This is a genomic window from Neoalteromonas facilis (assembly GCF_002807665.1).
Classification (GTDB): domain Bacteria; phylum Pseudomonadota; class Gammaproteobacteria; order Enterobacterales; family Alteromonadaceae; genus Alteromonas_E; species Alteromonas_E facilis.
The window spans coordinates 575,682-589,525 of the sequence record NZ_PEAY01000001.1 but is presented as its reverse complement, the minus strand read 5'-3'; the positions used below and the strand labels follow the sequence as shown (position 1 = coordinate 589,525).

General features: G+C 45.1%; 13 protein-coding genes and 3 tRNA genes. 14 read left to right on the top strand and 2 right to left on the bottom strand.

What is annotated here, in order from left to right:
• Window positions 1–15: 15 nt before the first annotated feature.
• Complete coding sequence (locus tag CSH93_RS02670; RefSeq protein ID WP_100641662.1) at window positions 16–1,002, top strand: NAD(P)H-quinone oxidoreductase; 987 nt, start codon at window positions 16–18, stop codon at window positions 1,000–1,002.
• Here CSH93_RS02670 and rnhA read toward each other — a convergent pair.
• Window positions 999–1,466, bottom strand: a complete 468-nt coding sequence (gene rnhA, locus CSH93_RS02665) for a ribonuclease HI (RefSeq protein WP_100641661.1) — start codon at window positions 1,464–1,466, stop codon at window positions 999–1,001. The genes CSH93_RS02670 and rnhA overlap by 4 nt on opposite strands.
• 111 nt (window positions 1,467–1,577) lie before the next feature.
• Here rnhA and dnaQ point away from each other — a divergent pair, with 111 nt between their 5' ends.
• From dnaQ to CSH93_RS02630, 7 genes are all read left to right on the top strand, one after another.
• On the top strand, window positions 1,578–2,285 hold the full coding sequence (dnaQ, locus tag CSH93_RS02660; RefSeq protein WP_100641660.1) for a DNA polymerase III subunit epsilon: 708 nt from the start codon (window positions 1,578–1,580) through the stop codon (window positions 2,283–2,285).
• A gap of 92 nt (window positions 2,286–2,377) precedes the next feature.
• Window positions 2,378–3,745, top strand: a complete 1,368-nt coding sequence (locus CSH93_RS02655) for a TIGR03503 family protein (RefSeq protein WP_420807239.1) — start codon at window positions 2,378–2,380, stop codon at window positions 3,743–3,745.
• Window positions 3,746–3,936: 191 nt separating this feature from the next.
• Window positions 3,937–4,013: transfer RNA gene (locus CSH93_RS02650), tRNA-Asp, on the top strand.
• Between the two features lie 24 nt (window positions 4,014–4,037).
• A tRNA-Asp gene (locus CSH93_RS02645) sits at window positions 4,038–4,114 on the top strand.
• A 20-nt stretch (window positions 4,115–4,134) separates the two neighbouring features.
• Window positions 4,135–4,211, top strand: a tRNA-Asp gene (locus CSH93_RS02640).
• A gap of 212 nt (window positions 4,212–4,423) precedes the next feature.
• On the top strand, window positions 4,424–5,257 hold the full coding sequence (locus CSH93_RS02635) for a substrate-binding periplasmic protein (protein WP_100641659.1): 834 nt from the start codon (window positions 4,424–4,426) through the stop codon (window positions 5,255–5,257).
• 145 nt (window positions 5,258–5,402) lie between these two features.
• Entirely contained in the window at window positions 5,403–6,305 is a 903-nt protein-coding gene (locus CSH93_RS02630) for a TolB-like translocation protein (protein ID WP_100641658.1), read from the top strand.
• Between the two features lie 53 nt (window positions 6,306–6,358).
• On the opposite strand, the gene CSH93_RS02625 is transcribed toward CSH93_RS02630, so the two are convergent.
• The gene (locus CSH93_RS02625) at window positions 6,359–8,197 is read right to left on the bottom strand and encodes a DUF885 domain-containing protein (RefSeq protein WP_100641657.1); all 1,839 of its coding nucleotides are present in this window, start codon (window positions 8,195–8,197) and stop codon (window positions 6,359–6,361) included.
• Between the two features lie 232 nt (window positions 8,198–8,429).
• On the opposite strand from CSH93_RS02625, the gene CSH93_RS02620 reads away from it, so the two are divergent.
• The 6 genes from CSH93_RS02620 to hypE are packed head-to-tail and all read left to right on the top strand — an operon-like array spanning window position 8,430 to window position 13,832.
• The gene (locus CSH93_RS02620) at window positions 8,430–8,933 is read left to right on the top strand and encodes a hydrogenase maturation protease (protein WP_100641656.1); all 504 of its coding nucleotides are present in this window, start codon (window positions 8,430–8,432) and stop codon (window positions 8,931–8,933) included.
• Entirely contained in the window at window positions 8,930–9,127 is a 198-nt protein-coding gene (locus tag CSH93_RS02615; RefSeq protein ID WP_100641655.1) for a hypothetical protein, read from the top strand. Before CSH93_RS02620 ends, CSH93_RS02615 begins: the two co-directional genes overlap by 4 nt.
• 4 nt (window positions 9,128–9,131) lie before the next feature.
• Window positions 9,132–11,456 (top strand): carbamoyltransferase HypF, encoded by a 2,325-nt coding sequence (hypF, locus tag CSH93_RS02610; RefSeq protein ID WP_100641654.1) that lies wholly within the window; start codon window positions 9,132–9,134, stop codon window positions 11,454–11,456.
• Between the two features lie 7 nt (window positions 11,457–11,463).
• Window positions 11,464–11,709 (top strand): HypC/HybG/HupF family hydrogenase formation chaperone, encoded by a 246-nt coding sequence (locus CSH93_RS02605; RefSeq protein WP_100641653.1) that lies wholly within the window; start codon window positions 11,464–11,466, stop codon window positions 11,707–11,709.
• Window positions 11,696–12,820 carry a hydrogenase formation protein HypD gene (gene hypD, locus CSH93_RS02600; RefSeq protein WP_100641652.1) on the top strand — a complete coding sequence of 375 codons (1,125 nt, stop codon included), beginning with the start codon at window positions 11,696–11,698 and terminating at the stop codon, window positions 12,818–12,820. The genes CSH93_RS02605 and hypD overlap by 14 nt, the downstream gene beginning before the upstream one ends.
• Entirely contained in the window at window positions 12,813–13,832 is a 1,020-nt protein-coding gene (gene hypE, locus CSH93_RS02595; RefSeq protein ID WP_100641651.1) for a hydrogenase expression/formation protein HypE, read from the top strand. The genes hypD and hypE overlap by 8 nt, the downstream gene beginning before the upstream one ends.
• The last annotated feature ends 12 nt before the right edge of the window (window positions 13,833–13,844 follow it).

The window sequence follows — 13,844 nt, the reverse complement described above, 5'->3', positions numbered from 1 at the left end:
AACTGCGGAGATTTTATGCCCAATCAGATGCGATATATAGCATACGATAGCCAACAACCCGGCTCAGATCTTCAAATTCAACATATGGCAGTGCCAGCAGTGGGGAACGAGCAACTACTGCTCCGTGTTACTGCGTTTGCATTAAACCGCGCTGACCTTTTGCAACGCCAAGGCAAATATCCCCCTCCGCCAGGTGACAGTGAAGTACTTGGACTAGAGGTCAGCGGTGAAGTGATATCAGTGGGGGCAGATGTCAGTAATTGGCAGGTTGGCGATGCTGTGTGCGGTCTTGTCGCGGGTGGTGGATACGCAGAATATGCGTTAATCGATGCCAAGCAAGCGATTGCAGTGCCATCGGGAATGGAAATCGTAACGGCCGCAGGCTTGGCAGAAGTGTTTTTAACGGCGTATCAATCGCTGTTTAGTATTGCAGATTTAAAACCCAAAGAACGAGTACTGATCCATGCAGGGGCCAGTGGTGTTGGACTCGCTGCTATTCAACTCGCTAAGCTTGTTGGTTGCGATGTGGCATGTACGGCCTCCAGCGCAGACAAACTTGCACAATGCAAAGAGTATGGCGCACAGCTCCTCATCAACTATAAAGAACAAGATTTTGCTATCCAGTTAAAGCAGCTGAAATGGCAAGCAAACGTTATTGTCGATGTTGTAGCGGGAGATTATATCGCTGGAAATCTCAATGTCGCCTCACTAGACGCTCGAATCATATATTTGGCGATGTTAGGCGGACGAGTAGGGCAAATAGATATGGCTAAGATGCTAGCGAAGCGAATAACCATGGTGGGATCAACATTGCGAAATCGTTCGGTTGAGTACAAACGCGCTTTAGTGAAGAGTTTTTGCCAATCGATGGTTGCGCATTTCACTACCGGGGAGCTTGTTGTGCCGGTTGATAGCATTTTACCGGTTAACAGCATAAATGAAGCTCATCAGCGTATGCAGAGTAATCAAACCCAAGGAAAAGTCATCATAACGTGGGATTAAGACTCTTCACAAAAGCCCTGATCCGGCTGCAAATCTGATGATTCTGCGGCCGCACGAGCGAGCTCATCGCAACGTTCGTTTTCAGGATGACCTGAATGGCCTTTGACCCAATGCCAGTTGACGTTATGTTTGCTAATAGCCTGATCTAGCTGTTGCCAGAGGTCGACATTCTTAACCGGTTTTTTAGCGGCGGTTTTCCAACCATTTTTTTTCCAGTTGTGGATCCATTGGTTGATGCCATTTTTGACATACTGACTGTCAGTAGTTAACTCTACTTGGCAGGGATGCTTGAGAGAATTTAAGCCGACGATGGTTGCCAGAAGCTCCATGCGATTATTTGTCGTGTGTTGAAATCCTTGGCTCAATTCCTTTCTGTGTTGGTTAAAAATAAGTACTACTCCATAGCCCCCAGGGCCTGGATTACCCAGACAAGAGCCATCAGTATAAAGCTGAACCAGTTTCATTCAGTTAAGATCCTTAATATGAATTTTCGATTTTTCTAACGAACAGCGTGGAGTCACGATTAGTGTTGGGTATACTATCGCAAATAGTCGAGAAATAAGAGTCCTTATCCTATGCGCCAGATTGTACTGGATACTGAAACAACCGGTATTGATCCCAAAGAGGGACACCGGATCATCGAAATTGGTTGTGTTGAGTTGGTAGACAGAAAGCTCACGGGTAATCACTTCCATGTGTACATCAATCCAGAGCGAGAGGTTGAACAGGAAGCGATTGATGTGCACGGCATTACTAATGAGTTTTTGCAGGATAAACCCCGCTTTGAAGACATCGCAAAAGAATTTGTGGCGTTCATTGAAGGGGCTGAGCTGGTTATTCACAATGCGCCGTTTGACGTAGGTTTCATGGATTGGGAGTTTGCCATGACACCAAGCGTAACTGAAATACGTACAGCTAATATTTGCAGCGTATTAGACAGCTTAGTATTGGCGCGCAAAATACATCCTGGAGCCAAAAATAACCTAGATGCTTTATGTAAGCGCTACGGAATCGATAATAGTCATCGAACCTTGCACGGCGCGTTGCTGGATGCGGAAATTCTGGCCGATGTTTATTTAATGATGACAGGCGGCCAAAAAGCCTTAAATTTGGCCAATCAAAATCAAAATGAAGACGGAGGCGCTTCCATTGACGGTCGTCGCCCTATTGATCGTAATGGATTGAACCTAAAGGTTATTCGCGCTTCTGCCGATGAATTAGCTATGCACGAAACGCGTCTGGATATTGTAGAAAAATCAGGTAAGTGTCTTTGGCGCCATTGAACATATAGGAATGTCGATTGACCTTTTGGTGGTTTAAGCGAAGCTCATCCCCTTTTCATAGAACACTACTGGCACTGTCCTGCTTGGTGGCCATTTTTTATTGTTCAATTATTAGCGCACAAACTTCTCCACAAGCAGAGGGACAAGAGGAAGCCCCTTCGCCTTTAACGACACTCGGAGATGAATATCACAACAGTATTAAATTGTTGCAAAATCGTTTCCGTATCGACTATGAAGTCGATGAAATAACCCTAGTTTTCTTTAGACAGTTTGGTTCGGCACCTGTTGTACTGGTTAGACCCGACGGATCGAAGATCTTTTCTACACAGGCTGATGGTGAATCGGTGTTTTGGTACGACGCTAACACCTATGACATGATCAGTATTAAAAACCCAACTCCCGGTCCGTGGCAGGCGGTAGGACAAATTTTGCCGAATAGTCGGGTCATGGTGCTTTCGGATATAAGATTGCATGCAGAGCCATTACCGCCGATGATTTTTTCGGGGGAAATACTCAAGCAAACAGCCTATCTTACCAATGGTGAAGAGCCGATCAATTACAGTGAATTTCGCGATGTAGTTGAATTGTCGATTGAATTTAGCAGTACCAACAACCCCAATTACAATAACTTTGGGGCAGACAGCGAAATTGTAGCAACCTTCGTTGATAATGGACTGGGAATGGACGAAGCACCATTGGATGGGACCTTCACGGGTCAATTTAATTTGGCCATTGCGGCAGGGGAATGGCAACCCGTATTTCGTGTCATCACACCTATGTTTACGCGCGAACAGATCGATCCTCCACTCGTGCTTCATCCCAATCCGGTAATCATAAATGTAGAATTTACCGATGAGAAGGAGGGGTATCACAAACTGTTGATCGATGTGCAGCGAGATTTGGTCGATATTTCGTCGTTGCTGGTAGATGGCAAAATTCGCTTTCCCAATGGTGATATCCAGAATTTCTCACTCACGGAGTTGAGCGATGATGTTAGACAACACCCAATTGTTAACTTCGAAGATGGTGTATTCAGGGTCAAACTAACCGCATACGGCAAAACCATCAATGGCCGTGATTTTATCCTAGACGTGCCCGAATATACTTTTGTGTACCAAAGTCCTGTACCCGAAGTTGTAGAAACCGCAGCAACATCAGAAGTGACACCCGAAACGGTTATCAGTACGACTGAAAATGTCCCTGATGAGCATCGCGCAGAAGCGACAGAAATTGATGTTGTGTTTTGGGTATTGGCGATCAATGGTGGCATCATTCTATTGGGAGCTGTAGGCGGCGGGGTGTACTGGTGGATGAATAGATCGCCTAAGTCAGCTAACGCGGCTAAGGATGCTGAACCTGCAGCGGATGAATCGTCTGAAGAGTCACAAGAAACACCAGCCGAGAGCAAGCCTACATTGTTAAGCAAGCTCAAGTCACTATTGCCCTCGAAAAAGTCTTAATGGCGTAAATTTGAGCTAAAATTCCGTTTAATTGCGAATTTTGGTGGTTTATCAATCAATTGATTCAGTAACGCCCATTAAGCGTCAAAAAAGCGTTGACTCATTGCAGTGTAACCCGTATCATCTGCGCCGCAATGAGGGAAGGGGACTTACCTTAAGTTCAGTAACTCATTGTTTTAATTGATGATTGTGGAGCGGTAGTTCAGTTGGTTAGAATACCGGCCTGTCACGCCGGGGGTCGCGGGTTCGAGTCCCGTCCGCTCCGCCACTGTCAATTTATCAAATAATCGCCGGAGCGGTAGTTCAGTTGGTTAGAATACCGGCCTGTCACGCCGGGGGTCGCGGGTTCGAGTCCCGTCCGCTCCGCCATTATTTGAATCCCCTGATGCGGAGTGGTAGTTCAGTTGGTTAGAATACCGGCCTGTCACGCCGGGGGTCGCGGGTTCGAGTCCCGTCCACTCCGCCATTTATGCTTTCCCCAGACAAAGTTCTAATCGTCTACAATACCTATACCATCACCAGCGTTTACGCATTTATCAATACATACCGTGTAATTACCTTGACGCACACCTTTATGCATGTAACGTTTAACGTCTGATTTGACGAACGTATACATCAGAACCATATTTAGTTAGTGACGTGGCGTTTATTGCACGCGCTGTTGTCTATAAGGATATTATGAATACGCTGAAGGTAATAATTATTTTCCTCTTGCTTGTTGCGCTCAAAATTGAGTGGATGGGCAGCGCGTATGCACAAGATACGACGGAAAAAGTTGTAAAAATTGCCGCAATTGATTGGTGTCCTCAAATTTGTCCTCAAGATCCCAGTCAAAATGGATATGTGTTAGACATCGTCAAGCGCGTGTTTGAGGGCTCAGCATATACTCTACAGATCGATTATTTTCCTTGGTCCAGAGCCATTCAATATGTCAGACAAGGCAAATATCAAGTTTTACTCTCGCCGGCTAAGAAAGAAGCCCCCGATCTGACGTACCCCCAATTCCCTATAGGAACACAGCAAATGTGTTTTATTTCTCTAAAGGATTTTGATTGGTATTACCAAGGCTTAGAGTCACTTGCAGGGGTTAGAGTCTTGATTGCAACGGATACGTCTGTTGAGGAGCTGAATAGTTTTGTACTGAGTCACCCTAGCCAGGTCGCATTTATTCCTTATAGCGATACGTTTATTACGCGCGCAATTGAAATGTTAGAGAAAGATCGGGTTGAAACCTTTATGTTTACTTTACATAGCAGTCAGTATGTCGCTAAACAAGACGGTAAGTACGCAAAATTGAAAGTGGTGGGATGCGTTTCTGAGGCACCGATTTATTTTGCTCTGAGTTCCTCTGATGAGGTTATTGAGGAAGCACTTGAGTTACAGACATTCTTTGATTCACGTATTAAACAATTAATTTTAGAAGGTGATGTGGATGACATCATGCAAGCTTATGAATTGCGCATCACCTCAAACAACTTACTTAAGTTTGTGGACCCGATCCCCACTCAGTAAACAGCGATTAAGTGAAAACATGGCTTTGCTTAGCCTTCAACTGCTGTTCTTCGCCTCAAATGTGTAAACCTCAGCCGAACATTACAATATCTTGATTTGAAATCGATAGGTTAAGCATTCTTTTACTGATTGTAGGGTCAAAAGCATGTTCAAAATCAAATCTCGCTACCACAATGCCTGTATTGCATTCGCTTTGGCTGGTTGTGCAGCATGGGGCACTTCTTTTGCTACGGGTATTACTCACCATGCCATAGAGCCTATTCTAAATGATCACGCCACTGTTGATTATGGCTCTAGTATTTCACCGGATGGCAGCACTATGTATTTCACAAGAGCTGCTTCTGATTTTTCATCGCGTCAATTGATGGTAGCAAGACTTGATGATGGTAAAGTCGTAGACGTTCAACCTTTATTATTAGGTGGGAAAAGCATTAAGGGAGGGGACGTACAAATCTCTCCAGATGGGCAGACATTAACGTTTTGCGCCGAACTCGCAATTGACCGAGATGCTGAGCGAAAAGATAGAGATTTGTATTATTCGACTAAAACCTCAACAGGATGGTCAGCACCGAAACGTTTCCCTGACACTATCAATACAACCAGTGGAGAGTTCTATCCAGTGCTAACTCACTCTGGAAATCTCTACTTTTCTAGAGCAAATGAACAAACCAGTATGGACGTGTATGTATCTGAATGGGTTGAGGGAAATTATCAACCTGCGCGTAAGTTAGGTGGCAATATTAATACTGACTTATTGGAGTCTGACGCCTACATTTCACCGGATGAGTCCTTCATGTTATTCGTCAGAATGTATGAAGAGGGGGCACTTGGCGTTTCCGATATATATTTGTCCAGAAATACGGAAAATGGTTGGTCAAAACCAGAAAATCTAGGCCCAACGGTTAATTTTGCAGGTGTTGATGGAAGCCCGTTTGTAACACAGGACAAGCAATGGTTATATTTTACATCTAATCGAGATGCCTCGGATCCTAAGAAGTTTGATACTCATTTGGGCGTATTTAGATTTGAGTTGAATGCTGTTTTGTAGAAAAAAGGGTGCGGTGAATATTTCACTGCACCCTTTTTGACAACGGTTGTTCGTTATTTGTTACTTGCGATGTAATCGTCAACAAACTGTTCGAGTACATTTAATGGTACTGGGCCGCTGGCAAGTACCACATCATGGAACTGTCTGATGTCGAATTTATCACCCATTGCTTGTTGGGCCTTTTGGCGCAATTCAAGGATCTTTAGCATACCAATTTTGTACGCAGTGGCTTGGCTTGGCATTACAATGTGACGTTCAACCATTTTGACGGCGTCAGCTTTCGCGTTTGGCGTATTGTTGACGTAATAATCAATACCTTCTTCGCGCGTCCATTTCATGGCATGTATGCCGGTATCAACAACTAATCGGCATGCTCGCCACAACTCCATGGCTAAACGACCGAAGTCGGAATAGGGGTCTTCATATAACCCAATTTCTTTTGGTACTAGCTCGCTATATAGCCCCCATCCTTCAGTGTAGGCTGTGTAGCGGCCAAATTTACGGAACTTAGGAATGCCTTCCAACTCTTGCGCAATGGCGATTTGCATGTGGTGACCTGGAATACCTTCGTGATAGGCAAGGGCTTCCATCTGGTAGGTTGGCATCGACGCCATATCATACAGGTTCGCATAATAGGTGCCCGGTCGACTACCATCCATTGAAGGCTGTTGATAGAAGGCTTTACCTGCTGATTTTTCACGGAAAGGTTCAACCGCTTTAACAATGAGATCAGCCTTTGGCTTGGTGATAAACAATTCATCCAAGCGAGTTTTCATGTTATCAATCCAAGCCGTTGCTTCATCCAAATAGCGCTTGCGGCCTTCTTCAGTGCTCGGGTAGATGAATTGTTCACTTTCACGCATAAACACGAAAAATTCTTGCAGGTTTCCTTCAAAGCCCACTTTTTTCATGATCTCACGCATCTCGTTATGGATGCGTTCGACTTCATTTAAGCCAATCTGATGGATTTCGTTCGCCGTAAGGTCGGTCGTTGTAGTGCGTTTAAGGGCGACATTGTAGTAGGTATCACCTTCAGGAAATTTCCATGCACCGTCTTTATTATCTGCTTTGGCTTCTAAGGCCTTAACCGCGGTAATAAGAGCTTCATACGCTGGCTTAACCGAGTTGGTCAACGCCTCAGTGGCTGAATTGATCAGTGCTGATTTTTCTTCGTCTGCAATTTCAAGCTTGTTCACTTTGCCGCTAAAATCAGCGAGCAAAGTACTGGCTTCACCGTCATCAAAAGGGGCTCCAGTAATAATGTTTTGGCTGTCGTTGATCACGTGCGGGTAAACGAACTTAGGTGCAATGATACCTTTGTCGGCTCGGGCATTTAGATTAACGATAAGTTGCTCAAACAAGCTGGGTAGGGCATTTAGACGGCTAATATAAGCATTAGCATCGTTTACGTCAGAGATCCTGTGTTGGTTTATAAGCAATGAAGCAACCCCAGAATGCATACCAAACATTTGGTTTACGGGGTAGTTGTATAAGCGCCATTTAAAGTCTTCAATGTCTTCCTCAAGACCTTGTTTCATGAGCTCCCAACTGACCTTGGTTTGCGTGTCCAGTTTAGACACATCAATCGCTAATACGCGATCCAAATTGGTTTTTGTAATGGCAAGATCTTCAAGTGCACGGCGCTCTGAAATATCGTCCCATTTATCCTGATCTTTTTTAATGCCTAAATACGCTTGATATGTTGGGCTGCGCATGACGCTTTGCATAAAAATTTCTTCAAAAAGCGCATTGGCTTTTTCTGACTCTGTTTGGGCTTCCTTTACCTGAGATTCAGTTGAGACGGGTGTGGCATTATGATTGTGTGCGTATGTAATTCCGGTTCCCATAATTGCCAGCGAAACTACCGCGGCTATCTTACTGAGTTTTTTCATTCTCTCCCCTCAAGGTCTTTTGTTGTGTTAATCAACCAGAATCTCCAATTAGTGCCGGATGATCCAGTCTATCTATCTTGATTTGTAATAATCTGGTCTCAAGGTACTTATGTTTTGTAGCAATTGACGCAATTTCAACCCCGATCTTCATATTTAATTTGTGATTGATTCAAATCAACGCTACTTTTTAGTCACGTCGTTAGGCTATTGTTTTACCGAACGTTCTTTGTAAATGGACAACACATCATTTCGATTTATTTGTATTGGCAACCTATTGCACGGCAATGACGGGTTAGGGCATCGTGTGTTCCAGCAATTACAGCATTATTTTTTACCTGCAAATGTTGACGTTATCGAAGGCGGAATAGGGGGGATGACCCTGCTGCCGTTGTTCAGAGACATCGACCATGTGGTTATTATCGATATTATGAAACGTGACAATAATACTGGGGAGGTAACGCTGTACCCTGATGTGATTGGGCGTTTACCGGCAAATGCAAATGTTAACAAAGCCCATGGTGGCGATGTCACTACGTTATTAGGCATGTTGCCAGTATATTTAGACAAGGTTCCAATGGTTGATTTAGTGTGTGTCAATGTGACGGATGTAGAGCACTATTCTGTCGCACTAGAGGAACAAGTAGAAGCGTCGGTAAAACAGGTATGTGACACATTAATAGGCTTGATTGAACACAATTACGTGCAGTGTGATGACGTTAAGGGAGTCAATACATGAAATTATATTGGTTTGGTGCAGCAATGGGGTTAACTTCTCATTCCGCGATGGCACATGAAGAGTTTCGCTATTCGGTCTTTTTAGACTGGTTGCACTGGTTTTTACATCCTGAACATGCATTAGTTCTCGTGCCCTTGTTAGTTTGGGCTTGCATTAAATTGATTCGGCGCAACGTCAAAACCAAAAGAAGCTGATCAATTGGTACGCCTCCGTTTCAATGGTCGAGTTCAAGGCGTAGGGTTTCGACCCTGTGTCAAACGCGTTGCCGATCATCTAGGGCTAACGGGCCGAGTGTGGAATGCAGAACAAGGCGTTATAGTTGAATTGCATGCAAGTGATAGGGCTACGCAGGCGTTTATTGACGTACTAAACACCGCACTTCCTGAAGTCGCACGTATCGATTCAACTCAGATCGAATACGACATTGAAGGCTTTGAGCACTCCAGTTTTGACATTGTACAAAGTGACGATAATTGGCATGGCAAAAATGTATTGCCTGACATCGCACTATGTTCAGACTGTCGCTTAGACATTGAGACGCCTACTGGCCGTTTTCATCAATATCCATTCACAATTTGTGCAAACTGTGGGCCGCGATTTTCGATGATTTGCACCATGCCATTTGACCGCGGGCACACTAGCATGGAACAGTTCCCGATGTGTACGGCGTGCTCAAATGAGTTTGCAGATCCTGCCGCACGTCGTTTTCATATAGAGGGGCTGTCATGTCAATCTTGCGGGCCAACACTTACCTTTTATGATCGCTCTGGTTGTGAGTTTGTTACTCAGCACGACAATATCATGGTTGAAGCAGCTGACCGAATTAGTCGCGGTGACATCATTGCCATCAAAGGTCTGGGTGGTTTTCACATTGCTTGTTCTGCACTTAAACCTGACACAATTAGTCGATTACGCTCGCGAAAAAAACGTCCCACCAAACCACTTGCAATAATGATGAAGGATATTGCACAAGTAGAGCAGTATTTTACCCTCACTGAATTGCAGCGCTCTTTGTTGCAAGCGGCTGAGGCGCCGATCGTACTACTCCCAAAAAAGCAAAGTATTCAACCTTTACCTGACGTTATTGCACCTGGCGTAAATGAAATAGGCATAATGTTGGCCTACTCCCCGCTGCATTTCTTATTGTTACAAGCGACAAACGAGCCTCTAGTGATGACGTCAGGCAATCCCCGTGGGGAACCTATTTGCATCGATATCGACCAAGCCATTGAACAGTTGTCGGGCATGGTGGACGGTTGGCTATCGCACAATCGAAATATAGTGCACAGAGTAGATGATTCTCTTGTGCGCTGCTGCAATTCACGATCTCTGCTTATTCGCCGCGCCCGAGGATACGTACCAGAGCCGATTTCGATGCCTCTATACAAAAAGTCTGAACAGTCGCACATATTGGCCTTGGGGGCAGATTTTAAAAATACGTTTGCCATAACGCTGGGGGGAGATGTTATTTTATCGGGCCATAATGGTGATCTGGCCGATGTTGGAAACTTCATCGACCTTCAATCCCAAATAGAGTCAATGAAGCTATTGTATGGCGTGTGCATCGACACTGTGGTTATTGATAAACACCCGGATTATTTTAGTGCCAATCTGGGGCGGCAACTTGCTGAGCAATACAGTTTAAGATTGGTACAGGTGCAACATCATCATGCACATTTCGCAGCATGTTTATGTGACAACCAAGTCAAGGTGACAGCGCCTATCTTAGGCATCATGCTTGATGGCATTGGCTATGGTGATGACGGAACCCTTTGGGGCGCAGAAATATTGCTAGGTGACTACTCTGAATGCTCGAAAATAGGCGGTTTAGCTTCGTTTCCGTTACTCGGAGGCGACGCTGCAAATCGTCAACCATGGCGTAATATGATAGCACTACTGGTGAATGCGGGCGTTTGGGAGGACTTTTTAAAGTCTCCATTAACACGCGAGCGGATCCCACCATCACTTGATAAAGAACATTTATCGTTGTTGCTTAACCGATTTGAACAGTTTCCCCAAACCAGCTCTGCTGGACGATTATTTGATGCTGTTGCAAGCTTGTTGTGCGTTACACCAATGGAACAAAGCTACGAAGGTGAGGCTGCGATGAAGCTTGAGGCCCTTGCCGAGCAGATGTCAGACATAGGTAATAAGGTTTCATTGGTGTGTTTCTCTATCATTGAAAAAGAGGGGAAATGGCGACTCGACCCTAGCGTGTTTTTTAAGGCACTCTTGAAGCACTTAACAGAGGGCCACTACACATCAGCTGAATTAGCGTTGTGGTTTCATCTTTGTTTTGTTGAGAGTTGGGCCAGAGTCGTCGAAAAGGTGAGCGCACAGAAACGCTATGTTGGCTCAGAAGTCGCGTTGAGTGGTGGGGTTTTTCAGAATATGCTTATCCTAAATGGGTTAACTGAACGTCTCGAAAAAGCCGGCTTTAAGGTCTATAGTCATCTACATGTGCCGACCAATGATGCGGGGATCGCATTAGGGCAATGTGTAATAGCGGCAAATAGGGAATAACGTCAAAATGTGTTTAGGTGTACCGGCCAAAATAATTGAAATTGTCGATGAAAACTTAGGTAGTGCATTGGCTGAAACTGATGGTGTGCGTCGCCAAGTTAATGTTGGCTTGTTAGCACTAAAGGGAACCGGTTACGACAGGCTCGTTGGACAATGGATCCTTGTTCATGTGGGATTCGCCATGGCACTCATTGATGAAGAGGAAGCGCTTCAGACATTGCAGTTGTTAAGGAGCGCAGATGAGCAGCAATGAGTTTGATGGGCGAGAGTTTCAAGCCCCAATGCTCGTATCACCTTTGATTGATGAGCTAAACCCTCTCATTGATAGTGTTTCTCAACGTCTCGGCAGAAAACTGCAAATAATGGAGGTGTGTGGTGGTCATACACATGCCATTTTCCAAAATGGTTTAGAGCAATTAATCAGCAGCAATCTGGAGTTTGTGCACGGACCGGGTTGCCCTGTCTGTGTATTGCCGACAGAGGCTATCGATAACGCCACGCTTATCGCAGAAACCAGCAATACAATACTGGTGACCTTTGGCGATGTGTTACGCGTACCCGGAAAGAAGGGTGATTTACAAAAGGTTAAGGCACTAGGCGCGGATATACGGGTGGTGTATTCGCCTATGGACGTGCTGAGCATTGCAGATGCGCACAGGGATAAATCAGTTGTGTTTTTTGCTATTGGCTTTGATACCACCATGCCGAGTATTGCGTTAACGATACAGGCAGCAAAAAAGCGCGCTCTGACGAATCTTAGCTTCTTGTGTTACCACATTCGCCTTATTCCAACCTTGCAAACTTTGCTTGAGCGGGACAATGTGGTGATTGATGGCTTTATTGGGCCGGGACATGTCAGTATCGTGATTGGTAGTAGCGCATACCAACCCATTGCAAAGGCGTTTAAAAAACCCTTTGTGATTTCGGGTTTTGAACCCGTTGATATATTACATGCCTTGCTCAAATTAATTAGACAAATTGATACCTCACGTTGTGAGGTTGAAAATGCATATGCAAGGGTTGTTAGCCCTGAGGGTAACGATATTGCGCAAGCGGCCATTCATGATGTTTTTGTCAATTCAGACTACAGTTGGCAGGGCCTGGGCAGCGTGCCCAATTCGGTAACGTCACTCACCCAAGAGTATGCAATGCTTGATGCCAGTGGGCGGTACGCAGTATCGAACCGGTGCGCACCATCCCAATCCAGCTACTGCGAGCAAGTATTAACGGGACAATTAAAGCCGACACAATGCCCTAAATTTAATCGAGAATGTACACCAGATACGCCGCTCAATGCGTTAATGGTATCGTCTGAAGGTGCTTGTGCTGCGTATTACACCTATAAGGTTAGAGTACATGCGTGAAGCTATCGTTACCATGGCGCATGGGGCTGGAGGACGTGCATCTGCAGAGCTCATTCAACAGGTGTTCATTAATGCATTTTCCGACACTCCTGAGTCGACATTACAAGATGCTGCCAGCTTCAATGTAAATACCAGCAATAACGCTAAAATCGCGATGACCACCGACAGTTACGTCGTGTCTCCGGTGTTTTTCCCTGGCGGCGATATAGGCAAAATGGCGGTGTGCGGAACAGTGAATGATTTGGCTGTTAGCGGCGCCGTTGCATCTTACCTGAGTGCAAGCTTTATTTTGGAGGAAGGGTTAACGATTGCTGAACTTCAACAAATTGTAACGTCGATGGCAGACGCGGCAAGAAAGGCTAAGGTTAAGATTGTGACCGGTGATACCAAGGTCGTGCCAAGCGGCATGGCGGACAAACTATACATCACCACGACAGGATTAGGATTTATTCCTGAACATGTGAATATTGATGTCAGTGAGGCAAAAGCAGGGGATGTCATCATCATAAATGGTCATATTGGCGATCATGGCGCAGCTGTAATGTTGGCGCGCGGAGAGCTTGGATTTGATGCCGATATTGTCAGTGATTGCGCAGCCTTGAACGACATGATTGCTGACGTAGTGGCTCAATGTCCGGATATTCGAGTGATGAGAGATGCAACTCGCGGAGGTGTAGGAACGGTATTGGCCGAAATCGCCAATGCATCTGATGTTTCCATCGCGCTGGAGGAGAACTCGCTGCCTATTCGTCGGCAGACAAAAGCTGTGTGTGAGTTGCTGGGTATGGATCCGCTGTTTCTTGCCAATGAAGGTTTAGCGGTATTTTGTGTACCGCGTAAACTTGTCGATGATGTATTAGTAGCTATGCAACGTTATGAGTGCGGTCAGGATGCGCGTGCAATTGGGCAAGTGATGAATTCGAATAAAAGTTTGCTCTATATCAATACATCGTTTGGCAGTAAACGCATGATAGATGTTCCTTACGGCATCCAGCTGCCACGAATATGCTAGTAATGAGGTATT

What these genes read in the sequence shown, in the direction of transcription:
- CSH93_RS02670 (WP_100641662.1), top strand. Translation starts at nt 16, where the DNA reads ATGCCCAATCAGATGCGATATATAGCATACGATAGCCAACAACCCGGC.
- rnhA (WP_100641661.1), bottom strand. Translation starts at nt 1,466, where the DNA reads ATGAAACTGGTTCAGCTTTATACTGATGGCTCTTGTCTGGGTAATCCA.
- dnaQ (WP_100641660.1), top strand. Translation starts at nt 1,578, where the DNA reads ATGCGCCAGATTGTACTGGATACTGAAACAACCGGTATTGATCCCAAA.
- CSH93_RS02635 (WP_100641659.1), top strand. Translation starts at nt 4,424, where the DNA reads ATGAATACGCTGAAGGTAATAATTATTTTCCTCTTGCTTGTTGCGCTC.
- CSH93_RS02630 (WP_100641658.1), top strand. Translation starts at nt 5,403, where the DNA reads ATGTTCAAAATCAAATCTCGCTACCACAATGCCTGTATTGCATTCGCT.
- CSH93_RS02625 (WP_100641657.1), bottom strand. Translation starts at nt 8,197, where the DNA reads ATGAAAAAACTCAGTAAGATAGCCGCGGTAGTTTCGCTGGCAATTATG.
- CSH93_RS02620 (WP_100641656.1), top strand. Translation starts at nt 8,430, where the DNA reads ATGGACAACACATCATTTCGATTTATTTGTATTGGCAACCTATTGCAC.
- CSH93_RS02615 (WP_100641655.1), top strand. Translation starts at nt 8,930, where the DNA reads ATGAAATTATATTGGTTTGGTGCAGCAATGGGGTTAACTTCTCATTCC.
- CSH93_RS02605 (WP_100641653.1), top strand. Translation starts at nt 11,464, where the DNA reads ATGTGTTTAGGTGTACCGGCCAAAATAATTGAAATTGTCGATGAAAAC.
- hypD (WP_100641652.1), top strand. Translation starts at nt 11,696, where the DNA reads ATGAGCAGCAATGAGTTTGATGGGCGAGAGTTTCAAGCCCCAATGCTC.
- hypE (WP_100641651.1), top strand. Translation starts at nt 12,813, where the DNA reads ATGCGTGAAGCTATCGTTACCATGGCGCATGGGGCTGGAGGACGTGCA.